This is a genomic window from Limnothrix sp. HT2024 (genome assembly GCF_059138625.1).
The window spans coordinates 2,533,994-2,550,807 of sequence record NZ_CM181121.1 but is presented as its reverse complement, the minus strand read 5'-3'; the positions used below and the strand labels follow the sequence as shown (position 1 = coordinate 2,550,807).

The window sequence follows — 16,814 nt, the reverse complement described above, 5'->3', positions numbered from 1 at the left end:
ACTATGACTAGTCAATTACGAATTGGGGTGGCTGGACCAGTCGGTTCTGGAAAAACAGCATTGGTTGATGCCCTTTGCAAAAAATTGCGCGATCAATATAGTTTGGCGGTGGTGACCAATGATATTTACACCCAAGAGGATGCACAGTTTTTAGTTCGGAGCGCCGCCCTTTCACCCGATCGAATTGTGGGTGTGGAAACGGGCGGTTGCCCCCACACGGCTATCCGAGAAGATGCCTCCATTAATCTGGTGGCGATCGAGCAGTTAGAGGCTAAATTTGTGCAGGGCGATCGCCCTATTCAAATCACCTTTGTTGAAAGTGGGGGAGATAACTTGGCTGCCACTTTCAGCCCAGAGTTAGTTGATTTAACGATTTACGTGATTGATGTGGCAGCCGGTGACAAAATTCCCCGCAAAGGGGGGCCGGGCATCACCAAATCTGATCTCTTGGTGATTAATAAAATCGATTTAGCTCCCCATGTGGGTGCTGACTTAGCCATCATGGAACGGGATGCCCAAAAAATGCGGGGCGATCGTCCTTTTCTTTTCAGCAATCTGAAAACGGGCCATGGGTTGCCCGAAATTATTGGCTTTATTGAACAGCAGTTGCCCCCGGTTTCCTAGGGAATATTTGAATAATCAAAGCCGATTAATTGCCTGACTTTAATTCATGATTGATCAATAGGTTAATCCATGGGTTAATCATGAATCAATAGGCAAACGAATCAAAAACTCAGTCCCTTGATTGAGTTGAGATTGCACATCGATCGACCCGCCATGTTTGGTCACCACAATTTCTCGAGCGATCGATAGGCCAATCCCTGTGCCTTGGTTCACGCCCTTGGTTGTGAAGAGGTGATCAAAAACCCGAGCGATCGTTGCCTCATCCATTCCTTTAGCATTGTCAGCAATGCTAATCACAATCTGATTAGTTTCTAACTTTGTGGTTACGGTAATTTGATAGGAGTGGGTTGGTAAATTTTCAAGGCTCTGCTCCATGGCGGACTCGTCGATCGCGTCAATGGCATTGGCCAAAATATTCATAAATACCTGATTCATCTGCCCCGGAAAGCAGTAAATCTCAGGCGAATTCTCATAATTACGAACCACCCGGATTTCAGAGCGATGGTTAGTCGCCTTTAGGCGATATTTTAAAATTAGAATCGTGCTGTCCAAATTTTCCGTTAGTTGGGCCCTAACTTTTTGATCGGTGTCCGATCGCGTGAATGCTCGCAAACTTTTACTAATTCCAGTCACACGCCCTGTGGCATTGTGCATGGATTCAAACAACTTAGGAAAATCTTCCTCTAAAAACTCTAAATCGATATCCTCAGCATGTTCAACAATATCCCTGCCAGGTTCAGGGTATTGCTGCTGGTAAAGTCGGATATGCTCCAATAGATAATTGGCATATTCTTCAGCATTTTCAATGCTGCCATTCAAGAAGCCGATCGGGTTATTAATTTCATGGGCAACCCCAGCGATTAAATTTCCCAGTGCAGACATTTTTTCACTTTGCACCATTTGGGCTTGAGTGAACTTCAACTCCTCAAGAGTTTGCTCTAAGGTTCGATTTTGCTGAATTAATGTTTTGGCCTGATGCTCTAAAACATGATTAGCAACCTTTAAATCTGCGAATGCTCGATCCAGCTTCACCTTGGCAGTGTTTTGCTCAGCCAAAGTTGCCGTCAAAATTAGCGACGTAAAAACCACCACCACTATAAAGGACTGCAAACCCATCAACGACTGATTCAAGTGAGGGCTGGCAAAACTGCCCAACCCGCGCACCGTGCCTAAAATAGCCATCAAAGAAATCAAGAAAGCTGTGAGATTAGCGCCCAAATCTCCAAATCGAAAAACAGCCCAAATTAATAAGGGAATTAATATATAGGCGATGGATTGTCCATTCCAAAAAGCAGAAAGACTGATGAAGAAAACACTTGAAGTCAAAAATAGAAATTCAATTTCTTTGCTCGGAATTGCCTTAATTCCCAATCGTGATAAAACACCTTTCAAAGAATATGGAGTTACGATCTTACGGTTCAAAATATGAAAAATCAGTTTCGGTAAGTTACGATAACTCAGTTGATTCAGTTTTAGGTAGCGATATCCACTCAAAATGAGTGGTGTCAAAATAAAAATACCGGCAACGTTGGAAATCCACCAAGTTAACCAAGTGCTGAGAGCATTTTCAAAAAAATCAATTTTCCCAGCAGCAGCTAACATGCCTACGCCCATTGTTGCGTTGACGATGGGGCCCAGCAATCCTGCGTAAACCAAAAACCGAATGGTGTCAGAAACTTGGCTAAATGGATATCGACTGCGGGTTGACTGTTTAAATAAATCGGTTCCTAATTGAGTGCCCGCAGTGGTACCTGCGGCAATACCCAGTACGGCCACGGTGGATAACAGCAAGGTGATCAGATTACGATCGCCCCAAAAGGCTTGAATATTGGCCCCTAAGGATCCCAAAAAAATGCCGGGAAGCACGCTTTTGCCACAGAGCAAGACAATGCCAACGGCGAATCCATCCGGCGGCCAAACTGGGGTGACCGAGTTTGGCGTGGAAGCGACGGCCCGGGACAGCTCTGCCAGGGCATCGTAAACCAAGGCGGTTGCCAAGATTGGCCCGAAGTGAAACCTTTGCAGCCACGCCAGGGATTTGCGAACTGTGATGACGTTGGTGATCTGTTCCATAGATTTCCAGTGGACGATCGAGCTATTGAGTATTACGTCGATCTATGAAAAAGTCGTGAAAGTATTCAGCAAATTTGTGGAAATGCAGACAAATCAGGTGTTGTTCCCATTAATTAGCCTAAATAGGAGCCTTTTGGTAGTCTAAGCTTCAGACAAATTCCAATCAGTCCATTTTTTAGCAACCGTTGAATAATTGTTAAAGTTTTTAAAATGTTTATATGAAGTTCAAGCCTTTATTGATCAATTATTTTTTGTTAATTAATAGAATCCCTGAATTTTAATTTCGTATTGTTATTTGTATGAATGAATCGATTTCTGTGCTTTTTGGTTGTTTTTGGCTGTTGCTTCACGAATCATTTGAATTGCAATTTGATGCTATGTAATAGACAACAGGTGAGGGGAATTTGACTAGACTGGTGATTTAGATGGCATTAAACGAACAAAATATTAAGCGTGATTTCCTGAATTTGAAAAACTAATAATCTTACGATCTGTTTAAATTTCTATATAAAAATTAATGTCAATCCATTTGACCTCAACGGAATTTCAGCATGTCACTGCCCGATCGAGCCAGCCAGCCTCTGGAATCGATCGATCCAGGCTTGCCCCTGGGCGCTTAGACCGAACCCGGCCATAAGGTTCAGGCTCATGGCTTGCTGGGGGCTTGTGGCTAAAGGTCTCCCCATTTCCGCAGCAGGTTGGCGTGGGTTTTGGCAATCAGGTCAAACTCGGGCGTTTTGCCGGTTTTGGCAAATAGTGATTGGCGGGCGGTGTCCAGATCAAAAAGCAGCTCTCGTTCGGCGGGATCTTTGACGAGACTTTGGATCCAAGTGACGGCCACCAGCCGCACACCCTGCTCGATCGCTTCAACGCGGTGCAGGGTGGAGGAGGGATAGAGCACCATGGCTCCGGCTGCGAGCTTGAAGGTTTCTTCGCCATTGGTGGTTTCAATCACCAATTCGCCACCGCCGTAGGTGTCGGGCGATCGCAAAAACAGGGTGAGGGACAAGTCCGATCGAATCTTGGGATCGCTGCCCATGAAGGCATTGTCCACATGGCTGCCGTAGGCCATGCCGGTTTCGTAGCGACTGAACAAAATGGGGCCGATCGCCTTGGGTAGCGCTGCCATTTGAAACAACGGATTGCGCCATAGGGCCTGTTGTACCAACGTTCGCAAGGGGCCAAAGGCGGGGTCTGTGCCGGCCAGTTGGGTGTTGTGCTTCACGAGCTTGGCGTGCCAGCCAGCGGTGGCCTGGCCGTCAATAAATGTTGCGCCTGCCAGTTGCGCCTCAATGGTGGCCAGTTCCTCCACGCTCAGCACATTAGCAATAGAAATAATCATTAGTCTTTTTAATTGCAGATCGTTTTCTTAGAAAAATTACTACGGTTTGGCATTAAGCAGCTCAAGTTCCTTGAGTATGGTTGACTGCAAAAACGGTTAAATTCAAGAAATATCAGCATTTTCCCGATCACGACTGCTCTGGCTTGGCTCCAGGAAGCGGGACAAGCACCTGTTATACTCTTGCAAGTAATTCGCAATTTTTGACCTCCGCTCCAATTTCTGGAGGGGCCAATCGGTGCGCCTCAGCAACCTCCGCCATGCAACCGTTGCCCCTGGCCATCGGATCTTTAGCCATCAGACTTCAGCAGCCATGAAAAATAAAACAAAACTTTGGGTTGGCATTGGTGCATATCTATTAACCGCCCTGAGTCCCACGGGTTGTGCGGTTGCACCTCAGCAAAATGCAGCGGTCTCAACCCAGGGAGCGGCCTCACCTGGGGCTGAATCTCCCGTAGCTTCCGCCACAGCCTCGCCGGGGGCGGTGGCTTCGGAACTGGATCCCTGTCGGCGGGGCGCTGGCGGTGAAGGCGGCGAAGGGGGCGAAGGCGGTGAAGGGGGCGAAGGATCCGAAGACAGCAGCGCTCCGGCCACGCCGAACCCGGCCATTAAGCCAGAGGAGTTGCAGAAGGCGGTGGCCGATTACAAGACCTATGTGGTGCAAGAGGTCGATCGCCTGGTGACCGATACGAAGGTGTTTACCGATCGGGTAATTGCCGGAGATGTGGCGGGTGCGAAAGCGGTGTATGGCTCATCGCGGTTGGGTTGGGAACGAATTGAGCCGATCGCCTCGTCCTTTGCGGCCCTGGATGGGGCGATCGATGCGCGGGTGGATGACTTTAAGGGGGAAGACGACCCCGCATTCACCGGCTTCCACCGCATTGAAATGGGGCTGTTTAAATACAACACCACCAAAGGTTATGAACCCTTTGCCCGCAAGCTGATGACGGATCTTGAGGGTCTGAAAACCTGTGTCGCTTCCTTAGAAATTGAGCCGAGGGATATGGTTCGGGGGGCTTCGGAACTGATTGAAGAAGTCTCCCTGGGCAAAATTACCGGCGAGGAAGATCGCTACAGCCGTCTGGATTTTTGGTCATTCCGCGCCAACTTGGAAGGTTCCCAAAAAGTGGTGGATTTGGTGCGGCCCATGGTGCAGCGAATTCAGCCCACGGTGTTGCAACGGGTCGATCGGGATTTTGCGGCCGTGAATCAGGTGTTGGAGAAATATAAGCTGCCCAATGGCGACTTCATGACCTACGACAAACTTTCGGCCGCCGACAAAAAGCGCCTCCAGGCAGATTTGGCCAAGCTTGCGGAAAACATTTCCAAACTACGGGGCGTAATCGGCGTTTAGGGCTAACTAACCGTTATCCCATCCCCGCCACTGCTTGCTATACCAACGGGCCAGACATCGTTTTTGAGGAGACACTCAGAGGACATATTCATGGTAAAACCACGCTTTTCCTGGAGTCGGCGGCAACTCCTGGGACGGGGATTGGCGGTCGCCGTTGGTGCAGGCTTGGGCCTGTGGCAAGGTCAGCGCTGGTGGGGCGATCGCTCCCAGGCCGCTGCCCTGACGGAGGCGATTCCCTTTTGGGGCCCCCACCAACCGGGCATCGCGACACCGGATGTAGCCGCTGCCCTGGTGGTGGCTCTGGACGTGACCGCGCGCGATCGCCAGGAGCTGACCCAACTGTTTCAAACCCTGACCGATCGAATTGCCTACTTGATGGCCGGGGGGGCCCTGAAACCCTTGGATCAGCGTTATCCCCCCAGCGGCTCCGGCATTTTGGGCGACGAATTTCCCGCCGATCGGCTCACGGTCACTGTTTCCGTGGGGGCTTCTCTGTTTGACCAGCGCTATGGTCTAGCCGCCGCCAAACCCCGTCATTTGACGGAAATGCCCAATTTCCCGAACGATCGCCTCGATCCCCAGCTTTGCCATGGCGACTTGCTCTTGCAGTTTTGCGCCAACCACGAAGAAACCAACATCCACGCCCTGCGCGACATCCTGAAGCAATTGTCGGGGTTGGTGGTTTTGCGCTGGCAAATGGCCGGTTTCCAGCAGCCCGATCGCGATCCCCATCCCCGCCGTACCACCGTTCGCAACCTGTTGGGTTTCAAGGACGGCACGGTGAATCCGAACCCGAAGGATGAGGCGGTAATGAACCGGTTGGTGTGGGTGACTCAGAACAACCAAGAACCGGCCTGGACGGTCGGCGGTTCCTATCATGTGGTGCGAATTATTCGGATGTTTGTGGAGTTTTGGGATCGAACTCCCTTGGACGAGCAAGAGGCGGTGATGGGACGATCGCGCAGTAGCGGCGCTCCCTTGGGTTATCGCCACGAGGAAGATATTCCGAATTATCAACGGGCTGGCAAAGCCATTCCCCTCGACTCCCATATTCGATTGGCAAATCCGCGCAATCCCGGCATGGGAGAACATCAAATTTTACGCAAGGGATTCCACTACTCTCGCGACATCGATCGCGCTGGCCAGTTGGACATGGGCTTGCTCTTTTTGGCCTTTCAACAGGATGTGAAAACGGGCTTTGAAGCCATCCAAAATCGATTGAATGGTGAACCCTTGGAGGAATACATTAAGCCGATCGGGGGTGGCTACTTTTTTGCCCTTCCCGGCGTGGCCGATCGCGACAGTTACTTGGGCCAGTCCCTGTTGCGATCGGTGTAATTGCGATCGGTGTAATTTAGACGGCACAGCTTAGGGCCTGTCGTCGTTTAACCCGAAACCCTAGATCTGCCGTTAGCGGATCGTGAGGGACAAGGGGCTTAAGCATCTTGTTACGACGGTTAGGACACAGAAGATCAACCGTTCTAGCATCACCTTGAAAAATGCCGACAAGCCCTAAGAGGATGTCTGAAAAGTATCTTTTGGCCTGTGCCAAACACCAATAGTTGTGGGGGCAAGGGGCTTAAGCCCCTTGTCTCCGTCGATCCCTGGGGCGTACAGGGTAGCAATTTTGGCTTTTCAGACATCCTTTAAGGCGCATTGACTCAACCAATTGAGCGAATCAATCGATCAATTGAATCAATCAATCAATCGAATGAATTAAGCAGGTTGATTCAGACCGAATTGGACTGAGCTAGATCGAATAATGCAGCGGAAACGCCTTCGCTCCTTTGGGCTTGACGTAAACCCGTTGCTGGGGCGAAAGATCTAATTCATCAAATCGTTCCCGTGTTAGATGGGCCGTCATCACCTGCCCATCATCCAACACCAATTCCGCCTGAATTTCCCAACCCAAATGCACCAGCCGACTAATCCGGGCCGGAGCCGTGGCCCTGTCCGGTGTTAGCTCAATCACCACATCATGGGGTCGCAAGAAAATTTCCGGCTCCGTGGAAGCAATGCCATGGGCTTGGAAGATTTGGGAATCGCTGGGCAGAATGTTCACCGGCCCAATGAACTTCATCACAAAAGGCGTGGCGGGGCGATCGTAAATTTCAGCGGGCGAACCAATTTGTTCAATGCGCCCATGATTCACAATCACGATTTCATCGGCCACTTCCATCGCTTCCTCTTGGTCGTGGGTCACAAAAACCGTGGTCACATGCACTTCATCGTGCAAACGCCGCAACCAGGCCCGTAAATCCTTGCGCACCCTGGCATCCAATGCCCCAAAGGGTTCATCCAACAGCAACACCTTCGGTTCCACAGCCAACGCCCGCGCCAGGGCCACCCGTTGCCGTTGGCCGCCGGACAGTTGGGAGGGGTAGCGATCGCCCAACCCCGAAAGCTGCACCAACTCCAGCAGCTCATCTACCCGCTGGCGCACCTTGGCGCGATCGGTCTTTTGTAACTCCAACCCAAAGCCAATGTTTTGGCGCACGGTCATGTGCTTAAACAGGGCGTAGTGCTGAAACACAAAGCCGATGTTGCGTTCTTGTACGGTTTGGTCGGTGGCATCTTTGCCGGTGAGCCAAATGCGCCCGCTGTCTGGCTTTTCGAGACCGGCAATCAACCGCAGCAAGGTTGATTTCCCAGACCCCGACGCACCCAACAGGGCCACTAGCGAACCGGACTCTAAGCTAAGGCTGACGTTATCGACGGCCAGGAAATCGCCAAAGCGTTTGGTGACGTTTTCTACGACGATGCCCACGATGCCGCTGCTCCCGATGCGAAAGGTTGACCCCCATTATGCAATGGATAGGTCGCCGATCGATTGCATAAACCCCGCTTTCTCGGTCGTGTTACCGGGGTTTTGTCTGGTTCGCAGCCTAGTTTTCTCCCGTGGCATCGGCCGATCGCCCCAGTCGATCGAGCCATTGGCGCAAGAGGGCATTCACCCGATCGGGCGCTTCATCGTGGGGACAATGGCCTGCTCCCTCGATCGGCACAAACTCCAAACGCGGTGAACAACCGACAAATTGTTGGGACAGGGCAAAGGGAATCAGTCGATCGCGCGTTCCCCACAACAGGAGCACCGGAATTTGGATGTGGTTCAACACCCGCCGAATGGGGGGCGAAAACCGGCTGCTGGCCATGGCGCGAATGATTTGGGCAAAGGTGCGGGCCGCCCCCCGATCGCGGGCCGGTTCTGTCAAAATTTCCACCAACTCCGGATCGATCGCCCCGGGATCTCCCCAAGCCAAGCCAGCCCAGCGCCGCACCACGGCTGGCCGACGCACCCCATAAAAAACAGCCTGCAACAGCCAGGGAGAAGCCACCAAAGCCTCCAGCCCGAGCACCAGCGGGCGCAGGGCCCTGGGAATAATTTCCTCGCGCATGGATGGATCGGGCAAGCTAATCGCCACGGCCCCACAAACCATTTCGGGGTAGCATTCCGCCACCGTGAGGGCAATGGCCGAGCCGATCGAGTTGCCCACCACCACCGCCGGAACCCCGATGAAGGTTTGCCAAAAATCCCGCACCTGTTCCGCCCAAAAGTACGCATCGTAGGCCACCGAAGGTTTGCAGGATGCGCCAAAGCCCACCAAATCGAGGGCATAAACCGGGTGGTGGGTGGCCAGGGCTTCCATGTTGGAGCGCCAATAGCCGATCGAGGCCCCAAACCCATGCAGCAACAAAATGGGCGGCCCCCCATTCACCGCCGGCCCGGGCAGGAAACTGTAGCGGGTTGACCAGCCGCGCCAAACCCAATCACGCCGATCGCCCACGCGATCGACCCACGATCGCGCCGGGAGTTGAGGGACTGGGGGTTGCTGGTCGGTTGTGGCCAGTGGAGTTGCGTTCATTGGGTACTTTGGCCGAATACTTTTGATCGAGCGGCCTCGATGATCGAATGGCCTCGATCGAGGCACTGGATCACAAGGGCCATCGTGATTAAGTTGCCTGATTAAGTTGCCTGGATCAAATACTAAGAAATCTTGCGAATTTATTGACATCCTTAGCTGCACCTTAGCCGATCAAACCGCCTATTTCCAAGGTGTGATCGCCCGAAAAGTCCCTCATCCCATCCACCCCTGGCACAGAGTAAAATAGGTGGCAGTCCCTGTTGTTTTGGGCCCAGTTTGTCCCGCAGCAGCCAGACGCTGGATGGTTCAATACCGTTCGACACCATTCAATTGATTGCTCGATCGTGCTAAGACGGAAGCAAATCGCCTCAATCGCCCCATGCGATCGGCTGTTTCCCGCCTTAGCAACGCTGGCCCAGCCTAAATAAACTTCAAAAGCTCCATTCACAGCGATCGCGCTACCCCAGAATCCATTTCACCAATGCCACCAGTCATCGACAAACGCAAACCCGCGAATCTTCCCCCCATCAACGAAAACATCCGCTTTCCCGAAGTGCGCCTGATTGATGCGGACGGCGCACAGGTTGGAATCATCCCCACCTACGACGCACGCCGCATGGCCGAGGAAAAGGAACTAGACCTCGTGCTGATTAGTGACAAGGCCGTGCCGCCCGTTTGCCGGATCATGGACTACGGCAAATATAAGTTTGAGCAAGAAAAGAAGGCGCGCGAGGCCAAGAAGAAGCAGCACACGGCTGACGTGAAAGAAGTCAAGATGCGCTACAAAATCGACCCGCACGATTACCAAGTGCGGATCCGCGCCGCTGAACGCTTCCTCAAGGCCGGTGACAAAGTGAAGGCTACGATCACCTTCCGGGGGCGGGAAATTCAACACGCCCACCTGGCAGAAACCCTGCTCAATCAAATGATGCGGGATCTGCAAGAAGTGGCTGAGGTGCAGCAAGCACCGAAGCGGGAAGGCCGCAATATGATGATGCTGCTGTCACCCAAGCGGGAAAAGTAACCTTCGGCCAGGATGGCCAGGGGTGAAAACTGGGTGATGGCACGCGGAGGCCCCTGGGCCCAACCGTGACCATTAGATTGACGAGCCATCCACGGTTTTGTCACCCTTGTGTGGTGGGGGGGCGCGTGATCGCGCGCCCCTCTCCCCTTGCCCGTCCGCCCACTCCATATTGACTGACCGATCGCCCATGGATGCCAACTATCAGGGAACCCGAGGCGGCGCATGGCAACAGGTGCTGCGCTGGCTGAACCTTCGGCCCGAAGAAGGAGAACGCACTTGGTTGATGTTCGCCTTCTATACCACCACCACCGTGGGGTTGAGTTGGCTGGATAACAGCACGGCGGGCCTGTTTGTCGATCGCTACGGGGCCGTGGGTCTGCCGCTCATTTACTTGGGCAACGCGGCGATCGGGGCCTTGATGGGCTTTGCCTATTCCCTGATGCAGAAGGTTATTCCCCTGCGTCAGACGATCGTCTTGATTCCGATTTTGATTGCCCTGCCCCTGGTGGCCTTTCGGGCGGGCTTGGGCATTGAGCACCTGGCGGCGATCACGGTTTTTGTGATGCGGCTGTGGCTGGATGTGACCTATGTGCTCAATGACATCAACACCTCCATCACCGCCAACCAGCTTTTTAACATTCGAGAAATTAAGCGCACCTATCCCCTCATCAGCAGCGGTGTGCTAGTAGCGGATGTGATCAGCGGTTTTTCGCTGCCGGTGCTGTTGGATTGGGTGGGGCTGCCGAATGTGTTGCTGTTGGCGGCCGCCACGATCGCCTTTGGGGGCGGCATTTTGTTTTATCTGGGCCGGGCCTACAGCCAGGCCTTCCCCGATTCCCCCAGTCGCTACACCGAAGAGTCCCAGGCGGATTCTAATCGCCGGCTTCAGGGGCCCCTGCGCAGCTATGCGGGCTGGCTGGTGGCTTTTTTCATGCTGGCGCAGGTGTTGTTTTTGCTGGTGGAATTTCAGTTCTTCGATCGACTGGAGTTGCAAAGTAAAACGTCGGCAGTCACGGGCACTGGGGGCGACGTGGCCAGCGAGATTGCCAGTTTTTTGGGCCTGTTTAATGGGGTGTTGGGGTTGGCGGAGTTGCTGACCCAATGGCTGGTGTCCAGTCGGGCGATCGAGCGGATTGGCCTGTTTCGATCGGCGGCTATTTTGCCCACGGCGGTGCTGATTTCCGGGGTGTTGGCCCTGTTGAGCATTCCGCTCGCGTCCCATGGATTTTCGGGCGCGTTCCTCGGGGCGATCGGCCTGAAGTTCATGGATGAGCTGCTGCGCTACACCCTCTTTGCCAGTACCAACCCGGTGTTGTTCCAGCCCATTCCCGACAGCGTGCGAGGCAGCATCCAAGCCCGGGTTCGGGGCGTGTTTGAGTCGCTCTCCACGGGGCTGGCGGGGCTGCTGATTTTGGGGACGGTGTTTGTTTGCAAGCACTTTTTACCACCGGACTACCTGGAAGCCCAAAGCTGGATTGTGCTGGGGGCGATCGTCATTTTGGCGGTGCTCTGGGTGGTGGCGGTGTTGGGGTTGCGATCGCGCTACATCAGCCTGTTGGTGATCAGTGCCGAGCGGGGCCGACTGGGCACGATGGATGTGGATTCTTCCACCCTGCGCCAGGCGGTGATTGAAGCCCTGGTGCAACCGGGAACCACCCCCGAAGACAAGCGATCGTGCATCGAACTCCTGAGCCGCATTGACCCCGAGCGGGCCAGTGAAGTGCTCGCCCCCCTGCTGACCGGGTTTCCGCCCGTGCTGCAAAAGCAATGTTTGGAAGTGATGCTGGAGCGGCCCCAAACGGACTATCTCGCGCAAGTGCGGGCCCTGATTGTGCAGCAACCACCGCCGGAGGTGCTGGCGGCGGCCCTGCGCTACGTCTGGATTACGGAATCCGATCAGGATGTGCGCCATTTGCAGCCCTACCTGCGGCCCGAGGTGGATCCCATGGTGCGGGGCACAGCGGCCTCGTTGATTATGCGCCGAGGATCCGCGAGCCAGAAGGCGGAAGCCACCAACAGTTTGCGCCGAATGCTCACCAGCGGTGATGTGCGAGAGCGGGTGATGGGTTGTCGGGCCTTGGGCGAGGCGGCCTATCTCCAGGCCCTGCGGTTGTATGTGCCGGATTTGCTTCAAGATTCATCGGTGGAGGTGCGTTGCGCCCTGCTGGAAGTGATTGCCTCGGCCCGGCTGGAAGACTACTACCCGGCCCTGTTGCGGGGGCTAAATTACAAGAGCACCCGGGAATCGGCCCTGCGCGGGTTGACCAAGCTGGAGCATGAGGTGTTGCCGATGCTGTTGGAGATGGCGGAGGACTGCCATAAGCCGGATCTGATGCGGATGCAGGCCTGGGGGGCGATCGGGCGCATTAGCACCTCGGAAGCCTTGGATATTTTGGTGTCGCGGTTGTTGGTGTCCTGGGGAGCCACCCGCCAAACGATTATGCGTACCCTGCTGAAGCTGCCCGATGATGCGGGGATTGAGGGTGTGTTGCGGCGGATTGGGCGAAGTGGGGTGGAAATGGCGATCGACCAGGAGTTGCGCTACGTGGGGCAATTGGCGGCGGCGCTGGTGGATTTGTCGGAAGCGTCCCTCACGGGGCGGGAGGCAGATTTGCTGCGCCAGTCCCTGCGCGATTCGATCCAGGATGCCCATGAACGGCTCTTTTCCTTGATGAAGTTTCTCTACCCGATCGGGTCGATTCAAGCGGCTTCCTTCAATTTGCGATCGGGGTCGCGGGAGTCCGTGGCTCGGGGCTTAGAGATTTTGGATAATACGCTGGATATTCCCAGTAAGCGGGCGGTGTTGGGAATTTTTGACTCGGCGAACGATCGCGATCGGCTGGCGGCGGTGAATGAGCTGATGCATTACCAACCGATGGCCCCGCGCGATCGGGTGCGGCGGCTTTTAGATTTGCGCTACTTCCTGTCCGATTGGCCCTTGGCCTGTTGCTTCCATGTGGCGCGGTCTTTGCGCTGGAGCCTGACCACGGATCAAACCCTGGCCTGTTTGCGTCACCCACGCGGCTTTGTGCGGGAAGCGGTGCTAGCCTATTTGGAGTTGGCTTCTCAGCGGATGTTGGCGGAGATTTTGCCCCGGATGGTGCATGATCCCGATCGCCTGGTGTTAGCCCAGGTGCAACATCTGGCCCAGGGGTTGGGCGTGGCCCTGCCCACCAAGTCCGCCGAGGCCTCGGGCCCGGTCTAGGGGCTGGGGTGGTTCCGAGTCGATTGAACTCTGCCCGCGAAGAACCCCCAGCCCAGCACTCGCCACTCCCACAAAGCGGGATAAGATAGCGGGGTGTTGAGCTTTCATCATGTCGTTTCACCCCCAGCCTTGCCCTCGCGGTGCATCAACCAGCTTTGAGTCATTGACCGCCTGGGGCCTGTTGCCTGACCCACCGCGCCTAGCCGCTCATGCTCACTAGCGTCGATCGCCTGCTCTTTATCCGCGAAGTCCCGATTTTTAAAGAACTGCGCGACGAGTTCCTCGTGCGGTTGGCTTCCTGCATGGATGAGTTATCGTTTTCTGCCAAGCAAACGATCTTCACGCAGGGGCAAGAAGGGCGATCGCTCTACATTGTGGTGTCGGGACGGGTGCGAGTGCATCTGAACGATCGAGATTTGGCCCATCTGGGGAAAGGATCCTTTTTTGGGGAAATGTCGCTGTTTGATGCGGAACCCCGATCGGCCTCCGTCACCACGATCGAACCCTGTGAATGTTTGATGCTGACCCAACAGCAGCTCTACGACGCGATCGACGAAACCCCCGATATTGCGGTGAATGTGATTCGGCTGCTCTCCCGTCGGATTCGGGAGCTGAATCAAAAACTGAATGCCAGTCGCGACTTGGACGGTAAGGGATCCGGATCAACCCTCTTGCCGTCCAATTCCCAAAACAGCTAGGGCCTAGGATTTAGACCTGATTGGAGTCGCCAGCCGAACCCTAGCCCCCACAAATCGCCCAGTCAGATCCTGTCCTAGAGGGTGATCGCCCCTGTGATCGCCTCAGTGCTGGCCAGCTTCACCAATCGATCGCCCTGATCTTCGCGGCCCAAGACCGGGAAATCGGCCCAAGCCAAACCGCCCGATCGACCCGTGTTGGTACTGATCCACCAGAGGCCGCGATCGGCTACCGGAGCCATGGCCACCAGCCGATCGCCCCGAGCCAGGGTCAGGAAATTGCTGCCCGCTTCGCCCAATCCATTCAGGCGCAGGCGATCCACTCGCAGTTGCTTGCCATAGCCCCGCTCGGTGATCAGGGCCAGGGTTTGCCCCGGGCTTAAGGTGCAACAGCCCAACAACCGTTCCGATCGACTCACCTTCGTGGCCAAGGCTCCTTGGGTGTTGCGATTGCTGACCGGCAGGGTAACCGCGTCCAGGGGCAAAATCATCCCTCGGCCCATGGAAGTGGCCACCACCAGCCGATCGCCCTCGGATCCCAAGGCGGTAGCCACCAACTGATCCCCCTCCTTCAGCTTCAGGGCCACCAGGCCCCGCCCGGTAATTCGCTCAAATTCCCCCAGGGCCAAGCGCTTCACCCGCCCTTGCTGAGTGAGCACAATCAAATCCTGGGGCGGATGGGGATGATCGGCAAAGTCCAACGACAACACGGCCACAATTTCCCGGGCCAGGGCTGCCACCGAGTCATCCGCACTTTGCAGGGCGGTCGATCGGGCTGATTCCGGCAGCAGCGTAACCAGGGGCAATCCTCGGGGCGCTTTTTTGCTGATCGGGGGAATGTCGCCCACCCGCAGGCTATAGGCCTTGCCCGATCGGGTGAGCACTAGCAGTTCTCGATCGGTTTGCGTATTAAAGGTCTGCACGGCGGCCTCGTCCCGTTCCGTCAGCTCGCCCGGCGTGGGTTCGCTGCGCCGTCGCTTGGGCGGAACCCGCCGCACATAACCCCGATCGCTCAGTTCCACAATGGCCGGTTCTGGAGCCGTGGGAGCTGCCACCGCTGGCGATTCCGTGGTCGCCTGCACCGTCGCTTCATCCAAAATTCGGGTGCGGCGCGGATCAGCAAATTTCTTTTTGAACGATCGCAGGTCTTTTTTCAGAAATTTCAGCCGTTCTTGTCGATCGGCCAGCAAATTCGACAGCTCTGCTAGGCGCGATCGCAGGGTTTCCCGCTCCTCCAACAGTTTTTGGCGCTCCAGTCCCGTCAGTCGCCGCATGGGCATTCCCAACACCGCCTGGGCCTGGGAATCGCTCATGCCCAGCCGCACGGCCAACTGGGCTTGGGCGGTGGTTCCGTCCGGGGCAAACCGCAAAATCTCGATCGTTTCATCCAAATGATCCAGGGCCAGGACTAACCCTTCCACCAACTCCAGTCGATCGGCCACTTGCTCGCGATCGGCCGTCAATTGCTTGGTCAGGGTTTCTTCCCGGAACGCCAAGAAGACTTGGAGGGCCTGCTTCAGGCTCAACTGCTGGGGCTGGCGATCGACAATGGCCAGCAGAATCATGCCAAAGGTGGACTGCAAATCCGTTTGGCGATAAAGCTGCTTTAAAACCGCCGCTGGCTCCGCCTCCCGCTTCAGTTCAATGACGACCCGAATTCCGTCGCGATCGCTCTCATCCCGCAAGTCGCTGATGCCCGTTAGCTTGCCCAGGTTCACCAACTCGGCCATTTTTTCTAGCCAACTGGCCTTGTTGGTTTGGTAGGGCAATTCCGTCACCACGATCGCCGTCCGTTTTTGGCGACCCCGCCCGCCGGGAATTTCCTCCACATGGGTCACCCCCCGCAGGACAATGCTGCCCTTGCCGGTGCGATAGGCATCCTCAATGCCCTTGGTGCCGATAATTTCGCCCCCGGTGGGGAAGTCGGGGCCCGGAATCAGTTTCCACAGTTGCGCATCGGTTAAGTCCGGGCGATCGATCAGCGCCACCAACCCATCCACCAACTCGCCCAGGTGGTGCGGGGGAATATTGGTGGCCATGCCCACGGCAATGCCCGAACAGCCATTCAGCAACAGCAGGGGCAACTGCACCGGCAACACCACCGGCTCCTGTTGGGAACTGTCGAAATTGGGTGCAAAGTTAACGGTGGCCTCGCTCAGGTTCGCCAGGGCTGAAACCTGGGCAATTTCCGCCAATCGAGTTTCCGTGTAGCGCATGGCAGCCGGCGGATCATCGTCGATCGAGCCAAAATTGCCATGGCCCTGCAACAGGGGATAGCGCATGGAAAAGCTCTGCACCATCCGCACCAGTGCGTCATAAACCGCCTTGTCTCCGTGGGGGTGATATTTCCCCAACACATCCCCCACCACCCGGGCACATTTGCGAAAGGGGCGATCGGGCGTTAATCCCAACTCATGCATCGCGTACAGAATCCGTCGATGCACCGGTTTGAGGCCATCCCGCGCATCCGGCAGGGCCCGGCCGACGATCGTACTCATGGCGTATTCCAAATACGATCGCTGCATTTCCCCATGCAGCGAAGTCGGAATGATTTGCCCAGAGCCAAGAAGGTTGAGTTGCGCGGTCATCAGGCGAGTCCAGTCCAAAAAACGGCCAAGGGGTGAGCGAAATTAAAAA

The 16,814-nt window shown here is 55.2% G+C and carries 11 protein-coding genes; 6 read left to right on the top strand and 5 right to left on the bottom strand.

Going from position 1 to position 16,814, the window contains the following annotated elements:
* The first annotated feature begins 3 nt into the window (after positions 1 to 3).
* Positions 4 to 624: an urease accessory protein UreG gene (ureG, locus tag AC2IAX_RS10155; RefSeq protein WP_494387407.1), complete on the top strand. Its 621-nt coding sequence runs from the start codon at positions 4 to 6 to the stop codon at positions 622 to 624.
* 78 nt (positions 625 to 702) lie between these two features.
* On the opposite strand, the gene AC2IAX_RS10150 is transcribed toward ureG, so the two are convergent.
* On the bottom strand, positions 703 to 2,697 hold the full coding sequence (locus tag AC2IAX_RS10150) for an MASE1 domain-containing protein (protein ID WP_494387406.1): 1,995 nt from the start codon (positions 2,695 to 2,697) through the stop codon (positions 703 to 705).
* A 670-nt stretch (positions 2,698 to 3,367) separates the two neighbouring features.
* Positions 3,368 to 4,039, bottom strand: a complete 672-nt coding sequence (locus AC2IAX_RS10145) for a Fe2+-dependent dioxygenase (RefSeq protein ID WP_494387405.1) — start codon at positions 4,037 to 4,039, stop codon at positions 3,368 to 3,370.
* Between the two features lie 310 nt (positions 4,040 to 4,349).
* Between AC2IAX_RS10145 and efeO the strand changes: the two genes are divergently transcribed.
* The gene (gene efeO, locus AC2IAX_RS10140; RefSeq protein ID WP_494387404.1) at positions 4,350 to 5,390 is read left to right on the top strand and encodes an iron uptake system protein EfeO; all 1,041 of its coding nucleotides are present in this window, start codon (positions 4,350 to 4,352) and stop codon (positions 5,388 to 5,390) included.
* Positions 5,391 to 5,480: 90 nt separating this feature from the next.
* Positions 5,481 to 6,728 (top strand): iron uptake transporter deferrochelatase/peroxidase subunit, encoded by a 1,248-nt coding sequence (efeB, locus tag AC2IAX_RS10135; RefSeq protein ID WP_494387403.1) that lies wholly within the window; start codon positions 5,481 to 5,483, stop codon positions 6,726 to 6,728.
* Between the two features lie 412 nt (positions 6,729 to 7,140).
* Here the strand turns inward: efeB and AC2IAX_RS10130 are convergent, their stop codons facing one another.
* Both AC2IAX_RS10130 and AC2IAX_RS10125 read right to left on the bottom strand, forming a co-directional pair.
* Positions 7,141 to 8,157: a sulfate/molybdate ABC transporter ATP-binding protein gene (locus AC2IAX_RS10130; RefSeq protein WP_494387402.1), complete on the bottom strand. Its 1,017-nt coding sequence runs from the start codon at positions 8,155 to 8,157 to the stop codon at positions 7,141 to 7,143.
* Between the two features lie 118 nt (positions 8,158 to 8,275).
* Positions 8,276 to 9,253 carry an alpha/beta fold hydrolase gene (locus AC2IAX_RS10125; RefSeq protein ID WP_494387401.1) on the bottom strand — a complete coding sequence of 326 codons (978 nt, stop codon included), beginning with the start codon at positions 9,251 to 9,253 and terminating at the stop codon, positions 8,276 to 8,278.
* Positions 9,254 to 9,734: 481 nt separating this feature from the next.
* Between AC2IAX_RS10125 and infC the strand changes: the two genes are divergently transcribed.
* The 3 genes from infC to AC2IAX_RS10110 all read left to right on the top strand — a co-directional run bounded on the left by infC (position 9,735) and on the right by AC2IAX_RS10110 (position 14,180).
* Positions 9,735 to 10,277 carry a translation initiation factor IF-3 gene (gene infC / locus AC2IAX_RS10120; RefSeq protein ID WP_494387400.1) on the top strand — a complete coding sequence of 181 codons (543 nt, stop codon included), beginning with the start codon at positions 9,735 to 9,737 and terminating at the stop codon, positions 10,275 to 10,277.
* Positions 10,278 to 10,464: 187 nt separating this feature from the next.
* The gene (locus tag AC2IAX_RS10115; RefSeq protein ID WP_494387399.1) at positions 10,465 to 13,482 is read left to right on the top strand and encodes an Npt1/Npt2 family nucleotide transporter; all 3,018 of its coding nucleotides are present in this window, start codon (positions 10,465 to 10,467) and stop codon (positions 13,480 to 13,482) included.
* 209 nt (positions 13,483 to 13,691) lie between these two features.
* Entirely contained in the window at positions 13,692 to 14,180 is a 489-nt protein-coding gene (locus tag AC2IAX_RS10110) for a Crp/Fnr family transcriptional regulator (RefSeq protein WP_393009964.1), read from the top strand.
* Between the two features lie 74 nt (positions 14,181 to 14,254).
* On the opposite strand, the gene AC2IAX_RS10105 is transcribed toward AC2IAX_RS10110, so the two are convergent.
* On the bottom strand, positions 14,255 to 16,765 hold the full coding sequence (locus tag AC2IAX_RS10105; RefSeq protein WP_494387398.1) for a DNA gyrase/topoisomerase IV subunit A: 2,511 nt from the start codon (positions 16,763 to 16,765) through the stop codon (positions 14,255 to 14,257).
* Positions 16,766 to 16,814 lie beyond the last annotated feature (49 nt).

Bases quoted from the DNA above. Each gene is read 5' to 3' on its own strand.
- ureG (WP_494387407.1), top strand. From the start codon at position 4: ATGACTAGTCAATTACGAATTGGGGTGGCTGGACCAGTCGGTTCTGGA.
- AC2IAX_RS10150 (WP_494387406.1), bottom strand. From the start codon at position 2,697: ATGGAACAGATCACCAACGTCATCACAGTTCGCAAATCCCTGGCGTGG.
- AC2IAX_RS10145 (WP_494387405.1), bottom strand. From the start codon at position 4,039: ATGATTATTTCTATTGCTAATGTGCTGAGCGTGGAGGAACTGGCCACC.
- efeO (WP_494387404.1), top strand. From the start codon at position 4,350: ATGAAAAATAAAACAAAACTTTGGGTTGGCATTGGTGCATATCTATTA.
- efeB (WP_494387403.1), top strand. From the start codon at position 5,481: ATGGTAAAACCACGCTTTTCCTGGAGTCGGCGGCAACTCCTGGGACGG.
- AC2IAX_RS10125 (WP_494387401.1), bottom strand. From the start codon at position 9,253: ATGAACGCAACTCCACTGGCCACAACCGACCAGCAACCCCCAGTCCCT.
- infC (WP_494387400.1), top strand. From the start codon at position 9,735: ATGCCACCAGTCATCGACAAACGCAAACCCGCGAATCTTCCCCCCATC.
- AC2IAX_RS10115 (WP_494387399.1), top strand. From the start codon at position 10,465: ATGGATGCCAACTATCAGGGAACCCGAGGCGGCGCATGGCAACAGGTG.
- AC2IAX_RS10110 (WP_393009964.1), top strand. From the start codon at position 13,692: ATGCTCACTAGCGTCGATCGCCTGCTCTTTATCCGCGAAGTCCCGATT.
- AC2IAX_RS10105 (WP_494387398.1), bottom strand. From the start codon at position 16,765: ATGACCGCGCAACTCAACCTTCTTGGCTCTGGGCAAATCATTCCGACT.